21 protein-coding genes are annotated in these 25,008 nt (G+C 73.6%); 12 read left to right on the top strand and 9 right to left on the bottom strand.

The window, feature by feature from the left end; all coding sequences use genetic code 11:
• Positions 1-36 precede the first annotated feature (36 nt).
• The 4 genes from msrB (at position 37) to AB0K25_RS26380 (ending at position 2,604) form a co-directional block, all read left to right on the top strand.
• On the top strand, positions 37-447 hold the full coding sequence (gene msrB, locus AB0K25_RS26395; protein ID WP_219468733.1) for a peptide-methionine (R)-S-oxide reductase MsrB: 411 nt from the start codon (positions 37-39) through the stop codon (positions 445-447).
• A gap of 104 nt (positions 448-551) precedes the next feature.
• The gene (locus AB0K25_RS26390; RefSeq protein ID WP_088645482.1) at positions 552-809 is read left to right on the top strand and encodes a Prokaryotic metallothionein; all 258 of its coding nucleotides are present in this window, start codon (positions 552-554) and stop codon (positions 807-809) included.
• 60 nt (positions 810-869) lie between these two features.
• Positions 870-1,316 carry a GNAT family N-acetyltransferase gene (locus AB0K25_RS26385; RefSeq protein WP_219468727.1) on the top strand — a complete coding sequence of 149 codons (447 nt, stop codon included), beginning with the start codon at positions 870-872 and terminating at the stop codon, positions 1,314-1,316.
• 172 nt (positions 1,317-1,488) lie between these two features.
• Positions 1,489-2,604, top strand: a complete 1,116-nt coding sequence (locus AB0K25_RS26380; RefSeq protein WP_219468724.1) for a lytic polysaccharide monooxygenase — start codon at positions 1,489-1,491, stop codon at positions 2,602-2,604.
• Between the two features lie 139 nt (positions 2,605-2,743).
• Here the strand turns inward: AB0K25_RS26380 and hemQ are convergent, their stop codons facing one another.
• The 3 genes from hemQ to hemE are packed head-to-tail and all read right to left on the bottom strand — an operon-like array spanning position 2,744 to position 5,967.
• Positions 2,744-3,457, bottom strand: coding sequence for a hydrogen peroxide-dependent heme synthase (gene hemQ, locus AB0K25_RS26375; RefSeq protein WP_208569514.1), 714 nt, complete (start codon positions 3,455-3,457; stop codon positions 2,744-2,746).
• Positions 3,454-4,866 carry a protoporphyrinogen oxidase gene (hemG, locus tag AB0K25_RS26370; protein ID WP_363823274.1) on the bottom strand — a complete coding sequence of 471 codons (1,413 nt, stop codon included), beginning with the start codon at positions 4,864-4,866 and terminating at the stop codon, positions 3,454-3,456. The genes hemQ and hemG overlap by 4 nt, the downstream gene beginning before the upstream one ends.
• A gap of 3 nt (positions 4,867-4,869) precedes the next feature.
• On the bottom strand, positions 4,870-5,967 hold the full coding sequence (hemE, locus tag AB0K25_RS26365; protein ID WP_219468717.1) for a uroporphyrinogen decarboxylase: 1,098 nt from the start codon (positions 5,965-5,967) through the stop codon (positions 4,870-4,872).
• 226 nt (positions 5,968-6,193) lie between these two features.
• Here hemE and AB0K25_RS26360 point away from each other — a divergent pair, with 226 nt between their 5' ends.
• The 6 genes from AB0K25_RS26360 (at position 6,194) to AB0K25_RS26335 (ending at position 14,183) form a co-directional block, all read left to right on the top strand.
• Positions 6,194-6,766 carry a DUF3000 domain-containing protein gene (locus tag AB0K25_RS26360; protein WP_208569517.1) on the top strand — a complete coding sequence of 191 codons (573 nt, stop codon included), beginning with the start codon at positions 6,194-6,196 and terminating at the stop codon, positions 6,764-6,766.
• Between the two features lie 189 nt (positions 6,767-6,955).
• Positions 6,956-8,266, top strand: a complete 1,311-nt coding sequence (locus AB0K25_RS26355) for a ribonuclease D (protein WP_219468713.1) — start codon at positions 6,956-6,958, stop codon at positions 8,264-8,266.
• Positions 8,267-8,428: 162 nt separating this feature from the next.
• Positions 8,429-9,622: an acetyl-CoA C-acyltransferase gene (locus tag AB0K25_RS26350; protein WP_363823270.1), complete on the top strand. Its 1,194-nt coding sequence runs from the start codon at positions 8,429-8,431 to the stop codon at positions 9,620-9,622.
• 55 nt (positions 9,623-9,677) lie between these two features.
• Positions 9,678-11,747, top strand: coding sequence for a 3-hydroxyacyl-CoA dehydrogenase NAD-binding domain-containing protein (locus tag AB0K25_RS26345; protein ID WP_363823267.1), 2,070 nt, complete (start codon positions 9,678-9,680; stop codon positions 11,745-11,747).
• Between the two features lie 167 nt (positions 11,748-11,914).
• Positions 11,915-13,234: a hypothetical protein gene (locus AB0K25_RS26340; RefSeq protein ID WP_363823265.1), complete on the top strand. Its 1,320-nt coding sequence runs from the start codon at positions 11,915-11,917 to the stop codon at positions 13,232-13,234.
• Positions 13,235-13,469: 235 nt separating this feature from the next.
• Positions 13,470-14,183, top strand: a complete 714-nt coding sequence (locus AB0K25_RS26335) for a hypothetical protein (RefSeq protein ID WP_219468702.1) — start codon at positions 13,470-13,472, stop codon at positions 14,181-14,183.
• A 77-nt stretch (positions 14,184-14,260) separates the two neighbouring features.
• Here the strand turns inward: AB0K25_RS26335 and AB0K25_RS26330 are convergent, their stop codons facing one another.
• From AB0K25_RS26330 to AB0K25_RS26310, 5 genes are all read right to left on the bottom strand, one after another.
• Positions 14,261-14,647: a VOC family protein gene (locus AB0K25_RS26330; RefSeq protein WP_219468699.1), complete on the bottom strand. Its 387-nt coding sequence runs from the start codon at positions 14,645-14,647 to the stop codon at positions 14,261-14,263.
• 188 nt (positions 14,648-14,835) lie between these two features.
• Positions 14,836-16,014: a HAMP domain-containing sensor histidine kinase gene (locus tag AB0K25_RS26325; protein WP_208569524.1), complete on the bottom strand. Its 1,179-nt coding sequence runs from the start codon at positions 16,012-16,014 to the stop codon at positions 14,836-14,838.
• A 160-nt stretch (positions 16,015-16,174) separates the two neighbouring features.
• On the bottom strand, positions 16,175-16,837 hold the full coding sequence (locus tag AB0K25_RS26320) for a response regulator transcription factor (RefSeq protein ID WP_208569525.1): 663 nt from the start codon (positions 16,835-16,837) through the stop codon (positions 16,175-16,177).
• Between the two features lie 65 nt (positions 16,838-16,902).
• Entirely contained in the window at positions 16,903-18,192 is a 1,290-nt protein-coding gene (locus tag AB0K25_RS26315; protein WP_219468697.1) for a PQQ-binding-like beta-propeller repeat protein, read from the bottom strand.
• Entirely contained in the window at positions 18,189-19,463 is a 1,275-nt protein-coding gene (locus tag AB0K25_RS26310; RefSeq protein WP_363823261.1) for a hypothetical protein, read from the bottom strand. Before AB0K25_RS26310 ends, AB0K25_RS26315 begins: the two co-directional genes overlap by 4 nt.
• A 156-nt stretch (positions 19,464-19,619) precedes the next feature.
• Between AB0K25_RS26310 and AB0K25_RS26305 the strand changes: the two genes are divergently transcribed.
• Entirely contained in the window at positions 19,620-21,476 is a 1,857-nt protein-coding gene (locus tag AB0K25_RS26305; RefSeq protein WP_308291134.1) for a hypothetical protein, read from the top strand.
• A 45-nt stretch (positions 21,477-21,521) separates the two neighbouring features.
• Here the strand turns inward: AB0K25_RS26305 and AB0K25_RS26300 are convergent, their stop codons facing one another.
• On the bottom strand, positions 21,522-23,492 hold the full coding sequence (locus tag AB0K25_RS26300; RefSeq protein WP_308291062.1) for a hypothetical protein: 1,971 nt from the start codon (positions 23,490-23,492) through the stop codon (positions 21,522-21,524).
• 249 nt (positions 23,493-23,741) lie between these two features.
• On the opposite strand from AB0K25_RS26300, the gene AB0K25_RS26295 reads away from it, so the two are divergent.
• Positions 23,742-24,938, top strand: coding sequence for a hypothetical protein (locus AB0K25_RS26295; RefSeq protein WP_357537749.1), 1,197 nt, complete (start codon positions 23,742-23,744; stop codon positions 24,936-24,938).
• The last annotated feature ends 70 nt before the right edge of the window (positions 24,939-25,008 follow it).

Raw genomic sequence — 25,008 nt, 5'->3', positions numbered from 1 at the left:
ATGCGATGCCCCCGACATCCGACGTACGGTTGACCGGTGAGTCCTGACGAGAAAGAGCTGCCCCGCACCGAGGACGAGTGGCGGGTCCGGTTGACCCCGGAGGAGTTCCGGGTGTTGCGCGAGGCCGGCACCGAGCGCCCCTTCACGGGCGAGTACGTCGACACCAAGACCGCAGGCGTCTACCACTGCCGGGCCTGCGGGCTGGAGTTGTTCTCCAGTGACACCAAGTTCGATTCGCACTGCGGCTGGCCGAGCTTCGACGACGCCATCCCGGGCCGGGTCAAGGAGATCCAGGACCGCAGCCTCGGCATGGTCCGCACCGAGATCCGCTGTGCCCGCTGCGACAGCCACCTGGGGCACGTCTTCCACGGCGAGGGTTTCACCCCGAAGGACACCCGGCACTGCGTGAACTCGGTCTCGATCCGGCTGGAGCCGACGCAGAGCTGACCCCGACACGCCGTCCAACCCGACCGAATTCAGGGCATTTGCCTCCTTTAGGCGTTCCCGCGAGGCACGCTTGGGGCAGATGTCCGATTCGGGGGGTACGACAGATGGCTACCTGCGAGGTCTGCGGCAACGACTACTGGATGGCGTTCGAGGTGCGTACGGTCAGCGGTGACGTGCACACCTTCGACAGCTTCGAGTGCGCGGCACACAAGCTCGCGCCGATCTGCGAGCACTGCCAGGTGAAGATCATCGGGCACGGCGTGGAGGTCGGCGGCCGGTTCTTCTGCTGCGCGCACTGCGCCCGCGCGGTGGAGGCCCTGGGCGCCGAGATCCGCGACGCGGTCGGTGCCCGCCCGGCCTGACCCGGCCCCGACGTCACGGGGCGTGCCGGGCCGGCGGGCGGGGTCGCCTAGCATCGCGGGATGGCCCCTCAGACCGTCGACGTCCACGTCGCCACGTTCGCCGAGTTGGACGCGCGCACCTTCCACGACCTGCTGCGGCTGCGCATCGACGTGTTCGTGGTGGAGCAGCGCTGCCCGTACCCGGAGCTGGACGGTCGCGACGTCGAACCCGGCACCCGGCACCTCTGGCTGGCCCACGACGGCGTCGCCCTGGCGTATCTGCGGATGCTGGTCGACCCGGGTGACGTGACGCGGATCGGTCGGGTGGTGGTGGACCCGGCGGCCCGGGGCGGCGGGCTCGCCGGCCGGCTGATGACCGAGGCCCTGCGGCTGGTCGGTGACCGGCCGTGCGTGCTGGAGGCGCAGGCCCACCTGGCGGGGTTCTACGCCGGGCACGGCTTCACGGTGACCGGAGCGCAGTACGTCGAGGACGGCATCCCGCACCTGCCGATGCGGCGGGAGAGCTGACCGGCCCACCCGGGGTGCCGCCTGGTCGAGCCGTCCGAAACATTGACGGATTCCGCTTTCCTGTGCAAGCCTGCGGGATAGAGCCGTCGTGGGAGCCGCACAGCAGGCATGGGAGGGGCAACTCCCGGCCGTCCGGGCGTCGTTCGACCGACCCCTTCACCTCGGAGGCTCCATGTCCACCGTCCTACGCAGACGACCCACCGCGCTCGCGGGGTCGCTGCTCACCATCGGCGCGATCATCGCGCTGTTGCTCACCACCGCCCTGGCCAACTCGGCTTCCGCGCACGGCGCGGTGGTGAACCCCGGGTTCCGCGCCTACAGCTGCTGGGAGCGCTGGGGCGCCGAGTTCCAGAACCCGAGAATGGCCACCGAGGACCCGATGTGCTGGCAGGCCTGGCAGGCCGACCCGCAGGCCATGTGGAACTGGAACGGCCTGTTCCGGGAGGGTGTCGCCGGCAACCACCAGGGTGCCATCCCGAACGGCCAGCTGTGCAGCGGCGGACGCACCCAGAACGGCCGCTACAACGCCCTGGACACCGTCGGCGCCTGGAAGACCACGTCGGTCGCGAACAGCTTCCGGCTGAAGTTCTTCGACCAGGCCAGCCACGGGGCCGACTACATCCGGGTCTACGTGACCAAGCAGGGCTTCAACGCGTTGACCACGCCACTGGGCTGGAGCAACCTGGAGCTGGCCGGGCAGATCGGCAACACGCCGGCCTCCCAGTGGGACAAGGACACCGGTGGCGTGTCGATCCAGATCCCGGTGAACGCGGCCGGCCGTACCGGCCGGCACATCGTCTACACCGTGTGGCAGGCCAGCCACCTGGACCAGTCGTACTACCTGTGCAGTGACGTCGACTTCGGTGGCGGCAACAACCCGACCACCCCGCCGCCCACCACCGCGCCGCCGACCACCCCGCCGCCCACCACGGCCCCGCCGACCACGCCGCCGCCCACCACGGCCCCGCCGACCACCCCGCCGCCGGCGACCGGTGGCTGCACCGCCACCTACCGGGTGACCTCCACCTGGAACGGCGGGTTCCAGGGTGAGGTGGACGTGACCGCCGGGTCCTCGGCGATCAAGGGTTGGACGGTGAACTGGACGTACTCCGGGGGCCAGCAGGTCAGCCAGGCGTGGAACGCCACGTTGGCCAGCAGCGGTTCGACGGTGACGGCCCGCAACGTCAACTACAACGGCGCGTTGGCCGCCGGGGGGAAGACCACCTTCGGCTTCCTCGCCTCCGGCAGCGGCGCCAGCCCCACCCCGGTCTGCACCGCGACCGTCTGACCGGTCGGCACAGCACAGCACACGCAACAACAAGGAAATAGTGGCCTCCCGCGGCGGGAGGCCACTATTTCCATGATCGGGCACGATCATGACCGCCGGGGCACCGCGACCCGACCGACCGGGCAGGGCAGGGCAGGTGTCAGACCAGGCAGTTGACGATGTCGGCGACGGAGCGACGGCGGCCGGTGTAGAACGGGACCTCCTCGCGGACGTGCCGACGGGCCCCGGAGGCCCGCAGGTCGCGCATCAGGTCGACGATCCGGTGCAGCTCGTCGGCCTCGAAGGCGAGCATCCACTCGTAGTCACCGAGGGCGAACGACGCCACCGTGTTGGCCCGTACGTCCGGGTAGCCGCGCGCCATCTTGCCGTGCTCGGCCAGCAACTCCCGCCGCTCGGCGTCCGGCAGCAGGTACCACTCGTAGGACCGGACGAACGGGTAGACGCACAGGTAGGGGCGGGGCGCCTCGTCGGCGAGGAACGCCGGGATGTGGCTCTTGTTGAACTCCGCCGGCCGGTGCAGCGCCAACTGCGACCACACCGGGGTCAACGCCCGCCCCAGGGTGGTCCGACGCAACCGCAGGTAGGCGTCCTGGAGGGCGTCGCTGGACGACGAGTGCCACCAGATCATCACGTCCGCGTCGGCGCGCAGCCCGGCCACGTCGTACATGCCCCGGACCACCACGTCCTTGCCGGCCAGCTCCTCGAAGAGGGACTCCACCTCACCGGTGACGTTCTCCCGCAGCGCCGGCAGCGTGCCGGTGGCCCGGTAGACCGACCACATGGTGTAACGGACGGTGGCGTTGAGTTCCTTGAGTCGGGCCGCGTTGGTCTGCTCGGTCGTCTGCTCGGTCATGGCCCCGATCCTTCCAGTGCTTCGATGATCTCCCCGGCCGCGTCCTCGCCGGAGCGCACGCAGACCGGGATGCCGACCCCGTCGAAACCCGCCCCGGCCACCGCCAGGGTGGGGTGCGTCGCGCGCAGCGCCGCCCGGACGGCGGCCACCCGCCCGGTGTGGCCGGGCGGGTACTGGGGCAGCGCGCCACCCCAGCGCTGCACGTGACCGGCGACCGGCGCGGGCAACGCCACCCCGAGCACCCGGGTCAGCTCCCGGTGCACGGTGGCGAGCAGGTCGTCGTCGGTGAGCTGGAGGGAGGTCTCCTCGCCGTACCGGCCGACGGAGGCGCGGACCAGGGCCAACCCGTCCGGCGCGGCCAGGTGCCCCCACTTGGTGGTGAAGAACGTCGACGCCTTGATCAACAGCCCTTCGGTGGCCGGCACCAGGAAGCCGGAGAGCGGGGGCAGCGCCGGCCGGGGCAGGGCCAGGGTGACCAGCGCGACGCTGGCGTAGTTCAGCCCGCCGACGGTCGCCGCCTGCGCCTCGGCGAACCCGGCGAGCAGCCGGGCGGCCGGCCGGGCCGGGACGGTGAGCAGCACCGCGTCCGCCTCGACCAGTTCCGGGTCGCGAGTCGGGCCGACGGTGAGCCGCCAGCCGTCGCCGACCGGGGTCAGCTCACGGACCGCAGCGTGCCGGCGGATCGTCGCCCCGCTGGCCGTGGCCGCCGCCTCGACCAGGGTGCTCAGCCCGCCGTCCAGGGTGCCGAAGACCGGCGCACCGGGCGCGCGGGGCGCGGCGGCCTGCGCGGCCCGGACCGCCCCGACCAGGGTGTGTTCCACCCGCGCCGCGCGGGCCAGCGCCGGCATGGTGGTGACCAGGGACAGGTCGTCGGCCCGGCCGGCGTAGACGCCGCCGAGCATCGGGTCGACCAGCCGCTGCACCACCTGCGCACCGAACCGGGCCCGGACCAGCGCGCCGACCGAGACGTCCTGGTCCGCGTCGAGCAGCGGCCGGCCGCCGTCGCGGTCGGCGTCCGCCGTGGGCTCGGCGACCGCCACCACCGCCGCCAGATCCCCGGGTACGCCGACCAGCGTGCCGCCCGGGATCGGGCGCAGCCCGCCGTCGACGACGAGCGCCGCCTGCCCGACGGTGGGGTGCACGATCCGCCCGGCCAGGCCGAGCCGGCGGGCCAGGGCCACCGCTGCGGACTCGCCCCCGGCCGGGTCCCGCATCAGGAACGACTCCGCGCCGAACTCCACCGGGCGGCCGGCCAGCTCACCGGTGCGCAGCTTGCCACCGAGCGCGCCGGACTGCTCGTACACGGTGATCTCGGTGTCGGCGGGGGCGCGGTCGCGCAGCCGCAGCGCGGCGGCCAGGCCGGTGATGCCGCCACCGACCACCGCCACCCGCCACGGTCGCGCGCCCACGGGTCAGCCCTGCTCGGCCCGGCGCGCGGACACCTCGTGCACCAGCGCGACCACCCGGGTCAGCACCTCGGGGTCGGTCTCCGGCAACACGCCGTGACCGAGGTTGAACACGTGGCCGGGGGCAGCCCGGCCCTGCTCGACGATCCGCCGCACCTCGGCCTCGATCACCGGCCAGGGGGCGAACAGCACGGTCGGGTCGAGGTTGCCCTGCACGGCGCGCTCCGGACCGATCCGGTGGGTCGCCACGTCCAGCGGGGTACGCCAGTCGACGCCGACCACGTCGGCCCCGGCCTCCCCCATCGCGCCGAGCAGTTCGGCGGTGCCCACCCCGAAGTGGATCCGGGGGACCCCCGCGTCGGCCAGGCCGGACAGCACGGTGGTGGAGTGCGGCAGGACGAAGCGGCGGTAGTCGGCCTCCGACAGCGCGCCGGCCCAGGAGTCGAAGAGCTGCACGGCGGAGACCCCGGCGTCGACCTGCACCCGCAGGAACGCCAGGGTGACCTCGGCGAGCCGGGCGCAGAGCGCGTGCCACAGCTCGGGCTGGCCGTACATCATCGCCTTGGTTTTGGCGTGGGTACGCGACGGCCCGCCCTCGACCAGGTAGCTGGCCAGGGTGAACGGGGCGCCCGCGAAGCCGATCAGCGGGGTGTCGCCCAGCTCGGCGACGAGCAGCCGGACGGCTTCGTCCACGTAGGACACGTCGGCCCGGTCGATGCGGCGGACCCGCTCGACGTCGGCGGCGGTGCGGACCGGCTCGGCCACCACCGGCCCGGTGCCGGCGACGATGTCCAGGTCCACGCCGGCCGCGGCGACCGGGACGACGATGTCGCTGAACAGGATGGCCGCGTCGACGCCGTGCCGGCGGACCGGCTGGAGGGTGATCTCGGCGACCAGGTCCGGCCGGCGGCAGGAGTCGAGCATCCCCACGTTGGCCCGGATCTTCCGGTATTCCGGCAGGGACCGGCCGGCCTGGCGCATGAACCAGACCGGGGTGTGCCCGACGGGCTCCCGGCGGCAGGCCCGGACGAAGGGCGAGTCGGCCGGCCCGCTGCGGCGGGATTCTCCGTCTCGGGCGGCGGTGCCCGTGGTGTCGGTGGTCATCGGGGCAATCGTGCCACGCACCCGTGGGGACGCGGCGGGCAGCGCCGCCTTTTGTGACCCGCGCCCCCGGTCGGGCCCGGCGGCGGTGATCCGGGGCCCGGCCCGCCCCCGGCCGACGGTGCCGGCTGACCCCCGGACGCCCCGGTCGGCGACGGGACACCGCCGTCGGTGGCTGCTTCGGCGTGCCGTCCCAGCGGGCGGCGGCGCGTCGGCATAAGCTCCGGTCATGGCCCCCCCGATCGCGCTCCCGGAGACGTTCGCCCGCGCGGTCGCCGGCCTGCGGTCGGTCACGCCCCGGGCGGAGATCGTCCTGGAGGAGGTCGGTGCGCCGCAGCGGCTCGCGCCGTACGCGTTCGCCCTCTCCGCCACCGTGCTGCGCGACGACGACGAGGTGGCCGACGGCCGGTTGATCCTGCTGCACGACCCGGCCGGGCACGACGCCTGGCAGGGCACCCTGCGGCTGGTCACCTACGTGACCGCCGAGCTGGAGGTGGACCTGGCGGCCGATCCGCTGCTGCCGGGGGTGGGCTGGACCTGGCTCACCGACGCCCTGGAGGCGCACGAGGCGCGGCACCGGGCGGCCGGCGGCACGGTCACCCAGACCGTCTCGACCCGGTTCGGCGAGCTGGCCGGCCCGCCCGCCGCCGGGGACGTCGAGATCCGGGCGTCCTGGACGCCGCTGGGTGAGGACCTCGCCGCGCATCTGTCGGCCTGGTGCGCCCTGCTCGCCTCCACCGCGGGGTTGCCGCCGCCCGGGGTCACCGCGCTCTCCGAGCGCCGGCCGGCCGGCGCGGCCTGACCGTAGGACCGCGCGACACGCCCGAGCCGCAAGTAGATGTCCTGGACACGACAGGGACGTCCCGGGCGGCCGGGAACGTCCCCGGCGCGAGGTCGGTGTCCGTACCGTCCGGACCTCTGCCGGACACCGGGACGACACACACCGGACCGGCTGCGCACACCACATCGCCGGGCGCACTAGGGTTGTCAGGTGACCGACGAACCACCCCTGCGCCGTCGGGCCGCCGAAAGCCGCACGGCAGACGTTCCGCCCCCGGCCGTCGCGGAGCCGGCGGACCCGGGCACCGAGCAGCCCACCGGCGGGCCCGTTCCGCTGACCGCACCCCGCGACGGCACCCCCCAACCGGTGGCGACCCCGGCTGAGCTGGACGAGGTCGTGGCCCGCTTCGCGGCGGGCACCGGCCCGGTGGCCCTGGACGCCGAACGCGCCTCCGGCTACCGCTACAGCCAGCGGGCCTACCTGGTGCAGCTGCGCCGCGAGGGTGCCGGCACCACGCTGATCGACCCGCTGCCGCTGCCCGACCTGTCCACCCTCGACGAGGCCATCGGTGACACCGAGTGGGTGCTGCACGCCGCCAGCCAGGACCTCGCCTGCCTGGCCGAGGTGGGGTTGCGTCCGCGCCGGCTGTTCGACACCGAACTGGCCGCCCGGCTGGCCGGTTTCGAACGGGTCGGCCTGGCCGCGCTGACCGAGCAGCTGCTCGGCTACACGCTGGAGAAGCACCACTCGGCGGCGGACTGGTCCACCCGGCCGCTGCCCGAGTCGTGGCTGACGTACGCCGCGCTGGACGTCGAGATGCTCGTCGACCTGCGCGACGCGCTGGACGCCGAGCTGCACGCGCAGGGCAAGTCGCCGTGGGCGGCGGAGGAGTTCGCCGCGCTGATCACCTGGGCCACCCGGCCGCCCCGGGTGCGGGCGGAGCCGTGGCGGCGGACCTCCGGCATCCACCGGGTGCGCGGGTCGCGGGCGCAGGCCCGGGTCCGGGCCCTGTGGTACGCCCGGGACCAGATCGCCGTCCGACGCGACGCCGCGCCCGGTCGGGTGCTGCCCGACTCGGCGATCATCGCCGCCGCCGAGCTGGACCCGAAGGACGAGAAGACCCTGCTGACCCTGCCCGGCTTCGGGGGCCGGTCGGTACGCCGGCTGGCCCGCACCTGGCTGGTCGCCCTCGACGAGGCCCGTCAGCTGGCGGAGGACGCGCTGCCGGTCACCCCGACGGTGGAGGGGCCACCCCCGCCGCACCGGTGGGCGGAGCGGGACCCGGTGGCCGCCGGCCGGCTGGCCCGGTGCCGGGAGCTGGTGGTACGGGTCGCCGGTGAGCACCGGCTCCCGCCGGAGAACCTGATCACCCCCGACTCGGTCCGCCGGCTGGCCTGGCAGCCGCCCGGCGAGATCACGGTGGACACCGTCACGGAGACCCTGCGTGGTTACGGTGCCCGGCAGTGGCAGCTCGACCTCCTGCTCCCCGCGCTCGCCGAGGCCCTCCTGCCCACCCCCTGACCGACCGGTCGGGGTGTGGGGTGGGCCACACCCGGGGTGGTGACGCCCATGGTTACTGGCTAGTAGCATTCGGGGCAAACGCCAGTGCCGGCCGACCCTCGTTCGGCGCGTGCCGCCGTCCGGCGGCACGACGCCGGATCGTGGTCGAAGAGGAGGCTCCAAGTGCCCCGAGAAGTTCGGGATGTCGTCTTTGTCGACGGTGTCCGCACCCCGTTCGGCAAGGCGGGTGGCATGTACGCCAACACCCGCGCCGACGACCTGGTGATCCGCTGCATCCGCGAACTGCTGCGCCGCAACCCGCAGCTGCCCCCGGAGCGGGTCGAGGAGGTGGCCGTCGCCGCCACCACCCAGATCGGTGACCAGGGCCTCACCATCGGCCGCACCGCCGCCCTGCTGTCCGGCCTACCCAAGACCGTCCCCGGCTTCTCCGTCGACCGGATGTGCGCCGGCGCGATGACCGCCGTGACCGCCGTAGCCGGTGGCATCGCGATGGGCGCCTACGACATCGCCATCGCCGGTGGCGTCGAGCACATGGGCCGGCACCCGATGGGCGAGGGCGTCGACCCCAACCCGCGGATCATCGCCGAGAAGCTGGTCGACCCGTCCGCCCTGGTGATGGGGGCCACCGCCGAGAACCTGCACGACCGGGTCCCGCACATCACCAAGGAGCGCACCGACACGTTCGCGCTCGCCTCGCAGCTCAAGACCGCCAAGGCGTACGCCGACGGCAAGCTCCAGGACGACCTGGTGCCGGTCGCGATCCGCGACGCCGACGGCGGCTGGGGCCTGGCCACCGCCGACGAGGCGCCCCGGGAGACCTCGCTTGCGAAACTGGCCACCCTGAAGACCCCGTTCCGCCCGCACGGCAAGGTCACCGCCGGCAACGCGGCCGGCCTCAACGACGGCGCCACCGCCAGCCTGCTCGCCGACGAGGCCACCGCCCGTGAGCTGGGCCTGCCGGTCGCCATGCGGCTGGTGTCGTACGGCTACGTCGGCGTCGAGCCCGAGGTGATGGGCGTCGGCCCGATCCCGTCGACCGAGAAGGCGCTGCGCATCGCCGGCCTGACCATCGACGACATCGGCCTGTTCGAACTGAACGAGGCGTTCGCCGTGCAGGTGCTCGCCTTCCTCGACCACTTCGGCATCGCCGACGACGACCCCCGGGTCAACCCATGGGGCGGCGCGATCGCCATCGGCCACCCGCTCGCCTCCTCCGGCGTACGGCTGATGACGCAGCTCGCCCGGCAGTTCGCCGAGCACCCCGAGGTTCGCTACGGCGTCACCGCGATGTGCATCGGCATCGGCATGGGCGGCACGGTCATCTGGGAGAACCCGAACTGGGAGGGCGTCAAGTGAGCGCGAGGAACGAGCCGGGTTTGCGAGTCCCGCAGTCGCGGACGGAGGGCGTCAAGTGAGCGCGTTGGTCGCACCGAACGAGGTCGTCACCCGGGCGCTGCTGCGTCAGGTGACCGTGCCGGGGCTGGACCGGCCGGCCGCCCTGATCACCCTGGACAACGGTCTCGACCACACCAAGCCGAACACCTTCGGCCCGGCCGGACTGGCCAGCCTCGACGAGGCGATCAGCGCCGCGCTGGCCGCCGACCCGGCGTTCATCGCGGTCACCGGCAAGCCGTACATCTTCTGCGTCGGCGCGGACATCACCAGCCTGCCGGCCTTGGCGGACCGGGAGCAGGCGCTGGAGATCGGCCGGCTCGGCCACCGGGTCTTCGCCCGGCTCAAGGACAGCGCGGTGCCGACCTTCGCCTTCGTCAACGGCGCGGCGATGGGCGGCGGCCTGGAACTGGCCCTGCACTGCCACTACCGGACGCTGTCCGGCGGCGCGGCGGCGTTGGCCCTGCCCGAGGTCTCCCTCGGCCTGATCCCCGGTTGGGGCGGCACCCAACTGCTACCCAACCTGATCGGCATCCCCGCCGCCACCCAGGTGATCCTGCAGAACCCGCTGATGCAGAACAAGATGCTCAAGCCGAAGCAGGCCGCCGAGATGGGCATCGCGGACGTGCTGCTGGAGCCGGCCGACTTCCTCGAACGGTCGCTGGAATGGGCCGCCGGGGTGGTCCGGGGCGCGGTCACCGTCACCCGACCCGAGGTCGACAAGGACATGTGGGCGGGTGTGCTGTACTTCGCCCGGCAAACCCTCGACCAGCGGTTGCACGGCGCGGTCCCGGCCGCGTACAAGGCGCTGGACCTGCTGGAGACGGCCAAGGACGCCGACTTCGCCACCGGCACCGCCGCCGAGGACGAGGCACTGGCCGACCTGATCTTCTCCGAGGAACTGCGCAGCGGTCTGTACGCCTTCGACCTGGTGCAGCGGCGGGCCAAGCGGCCGGCCGGCGCACCGGACAAGGCCCTTGCCCGGCCGGTCACCAAGGTCGGCATCGTCGGCGCCGGCCTGATGGCCAGCCAGCTCGCGCTGCTGTTCGCCCGCCGCCTCCAGGTGCCGGTCGTGCTGACCGACCTGGACCAGTCGCGGGTCGACAAGGGCGTCGGCTACGTACACACCCAGATCGAGAAGGCCGTCAGCAAGGGCCGGATGGACAAGGGCACCGCCGCCAAGCTGTACGGCCTGGTCTCCGGCTCGGTCGACAAGTCCGTCTTCGCCGACGCCGACTTCGTCATCGAGGCCGTCTTCGAGGACCTGGACGTCAAGAAGCAGGTCTGGGCCGAGCTGGAGAAGATCGTCTCGCCGGAGGCGGTGCTCGCCACCAACACCTCGTCGCTGTCGATCACCGCGATGGCGGCCGAGCTGGAGCACCCGCAGCGGGTGGTCGGCTTCCACTTCTTCAACCCGGTCGCGGTGCTGCCGCTGCTGGAGATCGTCCGGGGTGAACGGACCGACGACGCCACCCTGGCCACCGCCTTCGCCGTGGGCAAGCAGTTGAAGAAGTCGTCGGTGCTGGTCTCCGACGCCCCGGCGTTCGTGGTCAACCGGCTGCTCACCCGTTTCCTGGGCACCGTGTTCGCCGCCGTCGACGCGGGCACCCCGCTCGACGTGGCGGACAGCGCCCTGGACCCGCTGGGGCTGCCCATGCGTCCGCTCGCCCTGCTCCAGCTGGTCGGGCCGGCCGTGGCGTACCACGTGGGCGGCACCCTGCACGCGGCGTACCCGGACCGGTTCGACGTCAGCGAGAACCTCCGCCGGATCGCCGAGTCGGGTCAGCCGATCGTCGTCGAGGACCGGATCAACGACGAGGTGGCCAAGCTGCTCGTCGTCGGCGACCAGCCGCTCAGCGGCGAGCAGGTCCGGCAGAACGCGCTCGACGCGCTGGCGCAGGAGATCCGGCTGATGCTCGACGAGGGTGTCGTCGCCGAGGCGCAGGACATCGACCTGTGCATGATCCTCGGTGCGGGCTGGCCGTTCCACCTGGGCGGGGTCACCCCGTACCTGGACCGGACCGGCACCTCCGAGCGGGTCACCGGGCAGCGTTTCCTGCCGCGCGGAGTCGCCAGCCTGCGCGCCTGAACCATCCCCGCTCCCCCGCGATCGCGGTGGCCGACGATGTCCTCCCCCCGGGCTATCGTGGCCACCGCGATCGTCATTTGCGTACCCTCGTCAGACTCGGGGGGCTGCGGGGCCGGGCTCCGTCTGGCTACGATCACGCGTTCTCACCCTCGCCTGGAGCTGATCTGATGACCACACCGCCGGTCGATCCCTGGTCCGGACAGCCGGAGCACGGCTCGCCCACCGGTCACTACCCGCCTGCGTCCGACGGCCCGCCCGCCCCGCCCGAGGGTCCGCACACCCCGCCACCGGGTGGCGGCTGGCCCACCACGCCGTACCCGGGAGCAGCGACCCCGCAGTCCGGCGGCTGGCCCGACCCGCAGTCAGCTCCCCCGGCCGACTCCTATCCCGGTCCGCAGTACGGCGGCTGGTCGCAGCCCGACCCGGCGCAGGGCGGCTACCCCACGCCCCCACAGTCCGGCCCGCCCGGCACCCCCTCGTCCGGCTACCCCGCCACCCCGCAGTCCGGCCCGCCCGCCGGCTACCCCGGCATGCCGCAGTCCGGCCCGCCCGCCGGCTATCCCGGTGCGCCGCAGTCCGGCCCGCCCGCCGGCTATCCCGGTGCGCCGCAGTCCGGCTACCCGGCGGCCCCGCAGCCCGGTTACCAGGGCACCCCGCAGCCCGGCTACCCCGGCCCGCAGCCGGGGTACCCGGGTGCGCCCCGGCCCGGCGGCTACCCGGAGCCCGCCGCGCCGCAGTACGCCGGCTTCGGCGGTGCGCCGTACAGCGCTCCGCCGGGGTTGCCGCACGGACCCGCGCCGCAGCGGTCGAAGCTGCCGCTGCTGCTCACGCTCGGGCTCGCCGGCCTACTGGTGCTCTGCCTCGGCGGCGGCGGTCTCACCTGGGTCGCCCTCAGCGACGACGACCCGAAGACGCCGACCCCGTCGCCGACGCCCACCGCGGTCACGTCGCCCACCCCGAGCCCCACCCCCGTCGAGACCGACAGCCCGACTCCCGAGCCGACCCCCACCGAGAGCGCCGACGACCCGGGCCCGATCCGGCTGGTGACCCCGACGACCCTCGGTGGCCGGTCCAAGAGCACCGACCCGGAGCTGCGCCGGATCGCCGACCAGATGGTCCGCGACATGAAGTCCGAGGTCCGCAACGAGACCGGGGCGGTGAGCGCGTTCTACGGCAGCGCGGCCAGCAGGAACATGGTGATGATGGCCGGCGCGTCGGGCCCGGTCATCCTCCCCGAGCAGGAGCTGGACGACGCGGTCAAGGGCCTGGGCAGCTCGCTTGCGGTCACCAAGATGTCGACCATCGAACCGGGTCCGCTGGGTGGGGTCGCGAAGTGCGGGGACGGCAAGGCGTCCGGCATCGCGCTCGGCGTCTGCGTCTGGGCCGACCACGGCAGCGTCGGCATGATCGTCATGTACTTCTCCTCGGCGAGCAAGGCGAAGTCCGAGTTCGTCTCCATCCGGGGGCAGATCGAGAAGCGGGACTGATCCGCGCGACGACGGTCACGGTCACCGGTCCCACGTGGGACCGGTGACTCCGCGCGCCCGGGTCCACCCCGCGTGCCGCCCGGCGACCGTACCCCTCCGCCCGCATCGACCTGTCCCGAAACCGCCGACCGCCCGACGGGCCGGGTCGGAACGGGCCGGTGGAGCGGGGCCAGGGTTGTCCGACCCTCTGGCTAAGATCATCCGGCCTTACCCACGACGTTCTGGAGTCCACCTCATGTCCCAGCCCCCGACCGGTCCGCACGCCTCCCAGCCGGACGGCGGTACGCCCCAGGGCGGCTACCCGCCACCGCCGCAGCCGGACACCGTCGGCACGCCGCCGTACGCCGGGCCGCCCGCGCCACCGGCCAAGAAGCGGTCCCCTGTCAAGATCGTCCTGATCGTGCTGGCCGTACTGCTGGTGCTCTGCCTCGGTGGTGCCGCCATCGCCGCCTTCGCCCTCAAGGACGACGTCAAGGAGGCCGTGGACGCCGTCAACACGACGGTCACCGCCCCGGCCACCCTGGCCGGCCGGCCGCAGGTCACCGAGCCGGCGCTGAAGGCGGTCGCCGACGGGCTGGTCACCGAGATGAAGAAGTCCGTGCAAAACGAGACGAGCACCGCAGGTGCCTTCTACGGTGACCCGGCCAAGCGGGACCTGCTGATGATCGCCGCCGCGTCCGGCGTGATGGCCGACCCGAAGAAGGAGCTGAACGACGCCGTCACCGGCATCGCCACCCAGCTGAACGTCACCAACATGGCGGCTGTCGACGCCGGCCCGCTCGGCGGCGACGCCAAGTGCGGCGACGGCAAGAGCGAGGGTGTCCCGCTGGGCGTCTGCATCTGGGCCGACCGGGGCAGCGTCGGTCTGATCGTGCAGTACTACAAGTCGGCCGCCGACCTGAAGTCCGAGTTCGTCACGATGCGCGGGCAGATCGAGAAGAAGGGCTGACCCACCGGTCGGCCCGACAGGCCCCGTCCACCTCAGGGTGGGCGGGGCCTGTCGCCGTCGACGACGGGACGCGAACGTCAGCCGGCGGTGGCGGCCCGCTCGGCGGCGCTGCGCAGGACGCAGAACTCGTTGCCCTCCGGATCGGCCAGCACCACCCAGCCCGTGCCGTCCGGCCGACGCTTGTCGTCGACATGGACGGCGCCGACAGCCAGCAGCCGCTCGACCTCCTCGTCCCGGGTCCGGTCGACCGGCTCCAGGTCGAGGTGCAGGCGGTTCTTCACCGACTTACCCTCCGGCACGGCCAGGAAGAGCACCTCCGGCCCACCCTCGGGCAGGAGCATCGCCTCCGGGTCGCCGGGGAGGTCGTCGGGCTGGCGGGGGCACTCGAAGACCTGCGCCCAGAAGCCGGACAGGGCGTAGGTGTCATGACAGTCGATGCTCAGGTTGTGGATTCGTGCGCTCACGGGTCTGCCTCCGAAGCAGTGGTACGCGCCCCGCGACGTGCGATGTCAGCGGTGGGCGGGGTGGGGCGCGGGACAGGTCATGGTGGACATCAACCGCACCCCCTCTCTCCGGCTCGGGCCGACCGCATGATCCTCGCAGGCGGCCCGGCCGGCCGGCAATCCGTTTGATCCGCCCGGTGGACCGGGTGCTACCGGTGCGGCTCGACCCGACCGGAGCCGGTCGGCACCTGGTCGACCGACGGCAACGTGACGGTCACCTCCAGCCCGCCGCCCTTCTGTGCGGTGACCTGGACGGTCCCCCCGTGGGCGTCGCAGACCGCCCGGACGATGGACAGGCCCAGCCCGGACCCCCGGGCCCCGGTCCGTTCCCGCCCACCCCGACGGAAGGGTTCGAACAGCCCCGGCACGTCGGCCTGGTCCACCTCGAAGCCGGTGTTGCGCACCACCAGCCACGAGGAGCGCCCGTCGGTGCCGGTACGCACCCAGAGTCGACCGTGCAGGTGGTTGTAACGCACCGCGTTCTCGATCAGGTTCCCGGCCAGCCGGTCCAGCAGGCCCGGGTCGCCGGTCACCGGGGCCGGCCGCAGCGAGGACTGCACCCGCAGCCCGATCCGCTCCACCTCCCGGGACATCGCCGACAACGCGTTGGCGGTCCCGGTCGCCAGGTCACACTCCGTCCGCCGGGCCAACCGGCGGCCGGTCTGAGCCTCGCTGCGGGCCAGCACCAGCAACGCGTCCACCAGACCGTTGGCGCGTTCCGAGGCGTCCCGGACCACGGTGGCCATCCGGCGGTACTCGGCGGCGTCCGCCTCGTCGTCGCTGAGGGTCACGTCGATTTCGGTACGCATCACCGCCAGCGGGGTCCGTAGCTCGTGCGAGGCGTTGGCGACGAACCGTTTCTGCGCCTCGAAGGCGGCGGTGATCCGGTCCAGCATCGCGTCGAACGTCCGGGCCAGCTCCGCCACCTCGTCGTCCGGCCCCGACCAGCCGATCCGCTGGTCGAGCGTGGTCTCGCCGAGCCGACGCGCGGTCGCGGTGACCTGGTGCAGCGGGCGCAGTGTCCGGCCAGCCACCCAGTACGCCCCGGCCACCCCGACCACGCTGATCGCCAGCAGCGCCAGCAGGCCCTTGACCAGCAACTCGTCGGAGGCGGCGTCGACCAGTTGCCGCTGCCACACCGCCGCGTCCAGCGACCGCCCGTCGGCCAGCAGCACGGTGGTGCCCGGCCGCAGCTCGTCGGTGGGCCGCAGCGCGTCGCGCACCAGCAGCCAGGCCAGCGTCACCAGGATCGCCCCGGCCCCGACCAGCAGTACCCCGTTGAGCAGCGTCAGCCGCAGCCGCAGGGTGGGCCGCAACCGCCGGGTCACGAACCCACCCCGACCCGCACGACCCGCCCGCTCCTCGCGCTCACCGAAGCGACCTCAGCTCGCGACTGCGGGGCTCGCACACCCCACTCACTCCTCGCGCTCACCGAAACGACCTCAGCTCGCGACTGCGGGGCTCGCACACCCCACTCACTCCTCGCGCTCACGGGCTGACCGTCCGGTAGCCGGCACCGACCACCGTCTCGATCAACGGGGGGTCGCCGAGCTTCTTGCGCAGGGTCCGCACGGTGACCCGGACGATGGTGGTGAACGGGTCGGTGTTCGCGTCCCAGACCCGTTCCAGCAGCTCCTCGCTGGAGACCACCGCGCCGCGCGCCTTGACCAGCTCGCTGAGCACACCGAACTCCTTGTTCGTCAGGTCGACCGGGGCACCCGCCCGGGTCACCACCCGGCGGGCCGGGTCGAGCACCACGTCGCCCACCTGGAGCACCGGGGGGGCGGCCGGGGTGGCCCGACGGGCCAGCGCCTGCACCCGGGCCACCAACTCGTCGAAGGCGAACGGCTTGGGCAGGTAGTCGTCCGCGCCGAGCCCCAACCCCGCCACCCGGTCGGCCACGCTGTCGCTGGCGGTCAGCATCAGCACCCGGGTGAGGGTGCCGGAGGCGGCCAGCTCGGCGCAGATCTGGTCGCCGTGCATCCCGGGCAGGTCCCGGTCGAGGACCACCACGTCGTACCGGGTGACGAAGGCGGCCTCGTGGCCGGCGTCCCCGTCGTACGCCACGTCGACCGCCATCCCCCGCTTGCGTAGCCCACGCACGATCGCGTCGGCGAGGTTCCGTTCGTCCTCGACCACCAGCACCCGCATCCCGACCTCCTCGCCGACCTGTCCGACAACCTAGCGCCGCCGGCCAAACGACCGCCGCAGGCAGGTCACCCGGCACGGTCAGCCGGCATCCGCCACACCCCGAGACTGTTGCTCTGCCGCCAGCAGACCAACACACCCTGACTGTGCCAGCAGACGTCCCACCGCCCGGACAGCACGTCGCGTACCCGGGCGGTGCCGTCGGTGGGGTCCAGTTCGGCCAGCAACTGCCGGCCGCCCGCCGCCGGTCGGAGGGCGAGGATCGGCGCGGTGAACGGCCGCTGGTAGACCGTCCTCCATTCGCCCAGCTCGGCCTCCAGTCGGCCGGTCGCCGAGTCGAGCAGGGCCAGCCGCTGCGGCCCGTCGCCGAAACTGACGCCGAGCATCCGGTTGCCGACCGCCTCGACCGGGGCCCACCGGTCGCTGGACCAGCGCTCCCGGCCGGTCACCGGATCGAGCACCCGGGCGGTGGAGGAGCCACCGAGACAGACGGCATCGCCGCAGGCGTAGGCGCTCCCGCCGCCGGGGACCGGATCCGTCGTGTCCCAGCGACGCCGACCGGACCCCAGGTCGTACGCGGCGACCCGGCCCGGGTCCTCGCTGACGAGCAGCAGGCCACCGACCGGCTGGGCCAGGTGGTGGTGGTCGCCCCGGGCGGGCGGCACCGGGAAGGTGGACCGACGCGCGCCGGTGCCGACGTCGTACACCTCGGCCTGACCGGCGCTGGTGACCAGGACGAGGTCCTCGATGCCCCGGGGGCCCGTCCGGTACCCGACGGTGGCCGGTCCGGCCGTGGCCGTCCAGCGGACCGCGCCGGTCGCCGGGTCGACGCCGCGCACCGCCACCCGGTCGACGTGGAGATCCTCCAGCAGCAACCCGCCGTCGCCGGTCACCACCGCCGCCCCGGGCTGCCGCCACCGGGTCCGCCCGTCGACGTGGTCGAGCACCATGGAGACGGGTTCGCCGCCGGGATCGGTGGTGACCACCACGTCGTCGTCGACCCCCTCCAGCACCACCAGCTGGTGCCGGGGCGACAGCGACGTCTCCCAGCGCACCCGCCCGTCGGTCAGGTCGATCGCGGTGAGCTGCCGGCTGCCGGCCGGTGACAGCGCCGACGGGTAGGCGAGCACCAGCAGGTCCCCGACGATCAGGTGACTGGGCTCCGGCACGTCCGGCAGGGGCACCGGGATCAACCGGGGCGGCCCGGGTGCCGCGCCGGCCATGGTGAGCAGCAGGAGCAGGACGGTCAGGGCGACGAACACCGGGTGGCCGGCCGACCGCCGCGCCCGGGGCCGGCGTGCCGGCGGCGGCGTCGGCTCATCGTGGTGACCGACCTCACCCAGATCGATCACCGTCACCGGGACACCCGCCACACCCCGTACCTGCCGTCCATCAGCCGGCACAGCAGGAGCTGAGCGTCGGCCCGGCAGTCACCGGACACGGCGGGCAGCACGTCGCGCGCGTGGACCCGCGCGGCGGCGACATCCAACTCGGCGACCAGCATCCGGTCCCCGCCGGCCGGACGCACCCCGAACACCGGCCCGTCCGACGTGTCCGAGGGGGCGAGGTTCCAGACGTCCAGCTCGGCGGCGACCTGCCCGGAGGCGACGTCCAGCACCACCAGGGGGTGCCAGACGCCCCGCCCCAGGCTGCTCGCCAGCATCCGGCCGCCGCGTTCGGCGCCGGCCAGCTCCCACCGGTTGTCGCGCCACACCGTCCGGCCGGTCGCCGGATCCAACGCCCGCACCCCACCGGCCTCACCCTGCGCGCAGATCAACGACCCGCACGGGACGAAGAACGACGGGACCCGCCACGGTACGTCCCACCGGCGCGTCAGCCCGTCGACGTCGTACCCGGTCAGCCGGTCGGCGTTCGGCTCGACGGCGAGCAGCAGATCGCCGACGACCCCGTAGGTGCCCGACGGCGAGGCCACCAGCGGTGCGGTGTGCAGGCGTACCCCACGGCGGGCGTCCCAGACCTCGGCCGGGCCGTCGGGGCGTACCGTCACGATCCGGTCCACGCCGTCGGCCCGGTTGCGGTACAGGGTGACCGCCGACAGCATCGACGCCGACCAGCGGTCCTTTCCCGTCACCGGGTCGACCGAGTGAACCGTCGGTGGGCCGTCCCCACCGTCTTCGAAGAGCAGGTCGGGGCCGGCGGCCAGGCCCTCCCCGGACCGCTGCCACCGCACCCGACCGGTGTCCCGCGCGTGGGCGAACGTCCGGTACGCCCCGTCCGGTCGGCCGGAGGAGCCGGTGACCAGCACCAGGTCGGCGTGCCAGCGCAGCTCGGCGGAACCGCTGACCACCGGCACCGGCACCTGCCAGCGCCGCACCGGCCGCGCCCTCGGGGAGTCGGGGATGCGCCACGCGCTCAACCGGCCGGAAGCGATCGAGACGTCACCCGGCTCGAGCAGGAAGACGTCCCCGTCGTGCAGCAGCGCCACCGCGCCGAGCGGGGCGGGCACCACGAACGTCGCCCGCTTCGCCACCGGTGTGGCGGCGGCCAACGCCAGCAGGGCGAACACCAGCACCACAGCCAGCCGCAGCGGTCGGCCGACGGGCCGGGGCACGGGACCGGGCGGCGGTGACCCGGCGTCGCGGAGTTCACCCAGATCGATGACCGTCACGCGCACCCTCTTTCGACCGTCGCACCCCGTCGACCGCACCGCCCGCTGGTGGACGGGGACCGCCGTGCACCGGGTCACCGGACCGGCCGACCGTCGCCTGTACGATGGCCCGTCGTGGCCGTGCCGGTGGTAGATCCCTCGTTGAACCCGACGTCCGTGCCCGACGCCGTCGAGCCGGACGCGACAGACCCGCACCGGCGGCCCCGCCGTCGGCCGGGCCGGGCCGACGTGCTCGCCATCGGAGCCTATGTGCTGATCGGCGTTCTGGTGTGCCTGAACTACTGGGTGGACGTGCAGCATCGGGTGTCGTCCCACCTGCCGACCGACCACAGCTGGTTCGAGTGGCTGTTCACCCACGGCGCGTACTCGGTGCGGCACCTGGAGAACCCGCTGTTCAGCGCCCGGCAGAACGCCCCGGACGGGGTGAACATGATGGCGAACACCTCGCTGCTGGGGATGACCATCCCGCTGGCCCCGGTCACGCTGCTGTTCGGCCCGCAGGTGACCTACGCGCTCTATCTGGGCGGGGCGCTCGCCGCGACGGCGGCCACCTCGTACTGGATGCTCTCCCGGCACCTGGTGCGCTCGCGGGCCGGCGCGTTCGTCGGCGGCGCGTTCCTCGGTTTCGCCCCGGGCATCGTGCACCACGCCAACGGGCAGCCCAACTTCGTCTCCAACTTCCTGCTGCCGGTGATCGTGACCCGGGTGCTGCTGCTGGGCCGGCCCGGCCGGTGGCGCCGCGACGGGCTGGTGCTGGGGCTGCTGGTGGCGTACCAGGTCTTCATCAACGAGGAGATGCTGCTGCTGACCGCGCTGGCCTGCCTGGTGGCGGTGGTGGCGTACGTGGTGCAGCGGCCCCGCGAGGCCCGCGCCCGGGCCGGTGGCTTCCTGGCCGCGCTCGGGGTCGGCGGCGGGCTGGCGCTGCTGCTCACCGCGTACCCGATCTGGTACCAGTTCAACGGGCCGCAGTCCTACCGGGGGTTGCAGGGCGGGGTGTTCCACAACTGGGGCGAGGACCTGATGGCCTTCGTCACCTTCGCCCGGGACACGGTGGCCGGGGACGAGGCGGTCGAGAAGACCATCGGACTGACCGAGCAGAACACCTGGTTCGGCTGGCCGCTGGTGCTGGTCGCGGTGGCCGCCCTGGTGCTGCTCTGGCGGCGGTCGCTGGCCGCCCGGATCGCCGGTGTGCTGGTGGTGGTCTTCACCGTCGCGGCGATCGGCCCCAAGGTGCGGTTCAACGGGGTGGAGACCACCATCGACGGCCCGTGGGCGTACATCTCCGACGATCTGCCGCTTGTCGAGATGATGATGCCGACCCGGCTGACCCTGGTGGTGACCGGCGCGGTCGGCGTCCTGCTCGCGCTGGCCTGGGACGCGGTAGGCGGCCGAGGCCGGCCCCGGGTGCCCGCGCCGCGCGCCGCCGCCGACGACACCGTCGCCGGGGACACCGCCGCGACCGACCCGTCGGGGCCACCGGCCCGCCGCCGCTGGGTCCGCCCGGTCGGGTACGCGGCGATCGCGCTGGCGGTGCTGCCGCTGTTCCCCCGTCCGCTGCCCGCGCAGCACATCGACCTGCCACCGCACTTCATCACCGCGGGCGGCTGGCGGCCGTACGTCCCGGACGGGCGCACCCTGGTCCCGGTGCCGATCCCGAGCAACGTGCACGGCCTGTCCACGCTGCGGTGGAGCGCGCTGACCGGGCACGAGTTCCCGGTGCCCGGCGGTTACTTCATCGGCCCCAACGAGCTGGGTCAGGGTGTCTTCGGTGCCCCGAACCGGCCGACCAGCACCCTGGTCTACGCCACCATGGACGCCGGCACGGTGCCCGCCCTGACCGAGGAGAACCGTCGGCAGGCGGTGGCGGACCTGCGGTTCTGGCGGGCCTCGGTGGTGGTGCTGGGCGCCCATCCGCGCGAGGCGGTGCTGCGGGACCTGATGACCGGCCTGCTCGGCCCGGCGCAGCGGGTCGACGACGTCTGGCTCTGGGACGTCCGCCCGCTGGTCGGCTGACCCGCCCGGCCCGTCGCGCAGTCCAGCCCGGCTCGACCGGAACAGTCAGGCGGTGCGGGCGGACAGCGGCCGGACGTCCCACACCCACACGTCGAGTTCCCGGCGGGCGGGGCCGACCAACTGCTCGACGGTCCGGCGCAGCGGCTCCGCGTTGTGCTGGCGCAACGGCAGCACCAGCACGGCGGCGTTCCAGTGCCGCAGCTCGTCCAGGCTGCGGCGGCGCTGCCGGTCGTCCAGTTTGGTGGTACGCCCGGTGGTGGCGACCTCGTCGAGGAGCTGCCCGATGCCGCTGGGCCGCCCGCCGAACCGCCCCGGGTCACCGGTGTTGCCGTTGCGCGGGGCGAGGAAGTAGCCACCGGGGATCTTGAAGTCCAGGTTGGTGGCCGCCGCCCAGCGCATCCCGTGGGTGTTGCCCATGCTGGGCACGGGAACCGGCACCAGGGTCTGCCCGGGGCCGACGTACTCCCGCCAGCGGTCGGCGGTGATGAAGTCCGGCACCGGCGGGCGGGAGGTCACCTTCAGCGGCATCGGCACGATCGGCAGCAGGGCCAGCACCAGGGCGGCCACCGTGACGGTCTTGGCGTGCCGCCACTGCGCGCCGCGCAACGTCCAGGCCCGCTGCACCGCCAGCGCCAGCAGCATGCCGATCACCACGGAGGTGATCAGCGCGAACCGGGTGGGCACCACCGCGTCCAGCAGCGGCAGCCGCACCAGCAGTTCCCACGGCCCGGTGACCAGGTCCCGCCCCCACCAGGAGATCCGCTCGCCGAGGGAGAGCAGCGCGAAGAACGCGCCGGTGACGGCGAGCGCCCGGACGAGGCGTTCGCGGCGCAGCCAGAGCACGATGCCGACGGCGATCAGCGACAGGCTCCAGCCGAAGAAGGCGTTCTCCTCGGAGTAGTTCGGGGCCAGGTTGACGTTGGCCCGTTCGTTGCCGCCGAAGGTCGGCGAGCCGGGGGCGAAGAAGGCGGCGATGTCGTTGCCGTAGTCCTGCACCGCGTCGCTGAGCCCGTGGTAGGCCATCGGCCCGGCGAACTGGATGTAGAGCGGGTACGCCAGCAGCGCCCCGGCCAGCACCGCGCAGGCGGCCACCCCCTTGGCCAGGGGCCGCCACGCCGCCGACCAGAGCGCCGGCCGCTGGGCCACCATGGCGATCAGGAAGATGCCGCAGGCCAGGGCGGTGAAGAGCAGGATCTCCTCGTTGATGAACGCCTGCCCGGTGACCAGCACGGCGAGCAGCAGACCGTCGCGCAGCGGCCGGGTGGAACGGGTCAGCACCATCACCCGCCACACGATGAACGGCAGCAGGAACTGGCTGATGATGTTGGGGTGCCAGTTGGCGTGCGAGAGCATCGCCGGGGAGAACCCGCAGAACCAGCCGCCGACCGCCGCGGCGAGCCGCCGCCGCACCAAGTGCCGGGACAACACGTGGTACCAGGCGGCGGCAGTGCCGGCGAGGCCGAGGGTGACCAGCACCACGAAGGACACCGCCGGCCCGAACAGCAGGGTGACCGGCACCATCGGGATGCCCAGCGCCAGCACCGCCGTGTTGGCCATCAGGTTGACGCCGTCGGGGAAGTTGAACTGGTCGGTGTAGAACGGGAACTCCCCGTGCAGCACCACCCGCACCGAGTGGGCCAGGAAGAACTGCACCTGCGCCGGGTCGCTGCTGTAGAGCGAGGCCACCCGGCCGGCCGGGTCGGCCCAGATCCGGCTGGTCACCCAGAGGGCGACGAGCAGGAAGATGCCGTACACCACCAGGTCCTTGCGGCGGGCGGTCCAGCGCCAGCGCCGCCACCACGCGGCCGGCGTCGCGCCGTCACCGTCCGTGTCCGCCGCCCCCCGCTCCGGTACGCCCACCGCCGCCGTGCCGTCGCCGTCGACTTCCGACCCGTCGGCTGCCCCGACGGGCGCGGCCTCCACCGGTGGCGCGTCGACCGGCGTCGCCTCGACGGTCCGGTCCACGGGTGCCGGCACTCCGGTGATACGCAGGTCGGCGGGGGTGGTACGGGTCACGGGTGGGGGCGCTGTCGCGGTGGCCGTCGTGCCGCGGGCAGGGCCCTCGGAGTCGTCGGGGGCCGGTGCGGAGGCGCCACGGGGCTCGGCAGACGTCACAGTCGGCGGAGTCTACCGGAGCCGGGAAAAAGCCCGAAATTCACTCTGGTGTCCCTTGTGGTCATCGGGGACACGGCTGCGGGGCGTCACCGGGCGTTGCGTACCATGTGGGCTTCCGACAACGACGGCGACGCGATCGGGGGCGTAGGGATGGCTTCGGTTCGCCGTCGTGGCACGACTGTCGCCGTGCTGCTCGGTCTGCTGCTGACCGTCCCGGCGTGCGGCCCGGTCGCCGGGCGTCAGGCCCGCGAGCTGCGGGTCGGCTACGACAGCCTGGACGGCACCCGCGCGGTGTGGCCGCCCCGCGGGTCGCTCGCCGGGGACGCCACGGCGACGTCGGCGGTGACCGAGGCGGTCCGTGCCTGGCGATCCCCGATCGACGACCGCGCCCACCTGCCGTCGTCGGGCATCCTGTGGTCGGGTGCGGTCGACGGCGTCCCGCTGGCCCTGGTCGCCGCCGACGTGCCCGGGGAGAGCGCCTCCTGGCTGCTTCAGCTCACCGGTCGCGACGGCCGGTACGAGGTGACCCGGGCCAGCGAGTACACCGACCCGGGTTACCTGGTCTACGCCGACGTGCTCCCGCTGCACCTGCCCGACGGCCGGCGTTACCTGACCTCCGGCCGGGTGGAACGCCTGCTCGGCCCGGACGGTCGGGCGCTGCTGCTGACCGACGGGCTGACCGGCGCGGTCAAGGTGCCCGAGTGCCGGGCGGTGCCGGTGACGGCCACCCTGCGGGCCACCGAGTCGCTGCCCCGGGGGCGGGCCGCCGACCGCCTGCTCGACCTGGGCGTCGCCACCGCCGACCCGAGGTACCCCCTGGTCCGCGACGACACCGGCTCCGGCCGGCGGGCCCTCGACGGGTTGGACACCTGCATGCTCGCCGACGAGCAGGGGCCGTTCGGGAGCATCCCGCGCCGCATCGGCGACCGGGACGCCCCCCGCTCGGTGCCCGAGTCGTGGCCGATGGAGAAGGTTGCCGTCCGGGCGATCGGCGAGATGATGCTGGGCGGCGGAGCCGACCCCGGTGACCTGGAGCAGCTGACCTGGGAGACCGACGCGGGGACGATGACCGCGGTGGTCTACCGCCCGGCCGGCGACGGCACGCCGGTGGTCTCCCCCGCCGACCGGTCCAACCCGCTCCAGACGTACGTCCTGCCGGTGCCGGGGCAGCCGCTGGTGGTGCTGACCTGGCGGGGCAACCGGGACGCGTCCCTGTCGGTGCCGCCCGGCACCCCCCGCCTGGTGGACCGCCCCGGCCTGGTGGTCGTCCCACTGCCCGCCGCCCGCCAGACCTTCAGCCTGGCCACCGCCGAAAAAACCTACTACCGCTCCGCCGGCGGCCGCTGACCCCCGCCCTCCCCCCTCCCCTCCCCTCCCCGCCCCGGCTCGCCCCCGCCCCGGTGATCAAGAGGTTTGC

It is taken from the genome of Micromonospora sp. NPDC049257 (genome assembly GCF_040678915.1).
In the GTDB taxonomy this organism is placed as follows: Bacteria; Actinomycetota; Actinomycetes; order Mycobacteriales; family Micromonosporaceae; genus Micromonospora; species Micromonospora antibiotica.
This window is presented reverse-complemented; position numbering and strand designations above follow the sequence as displayed.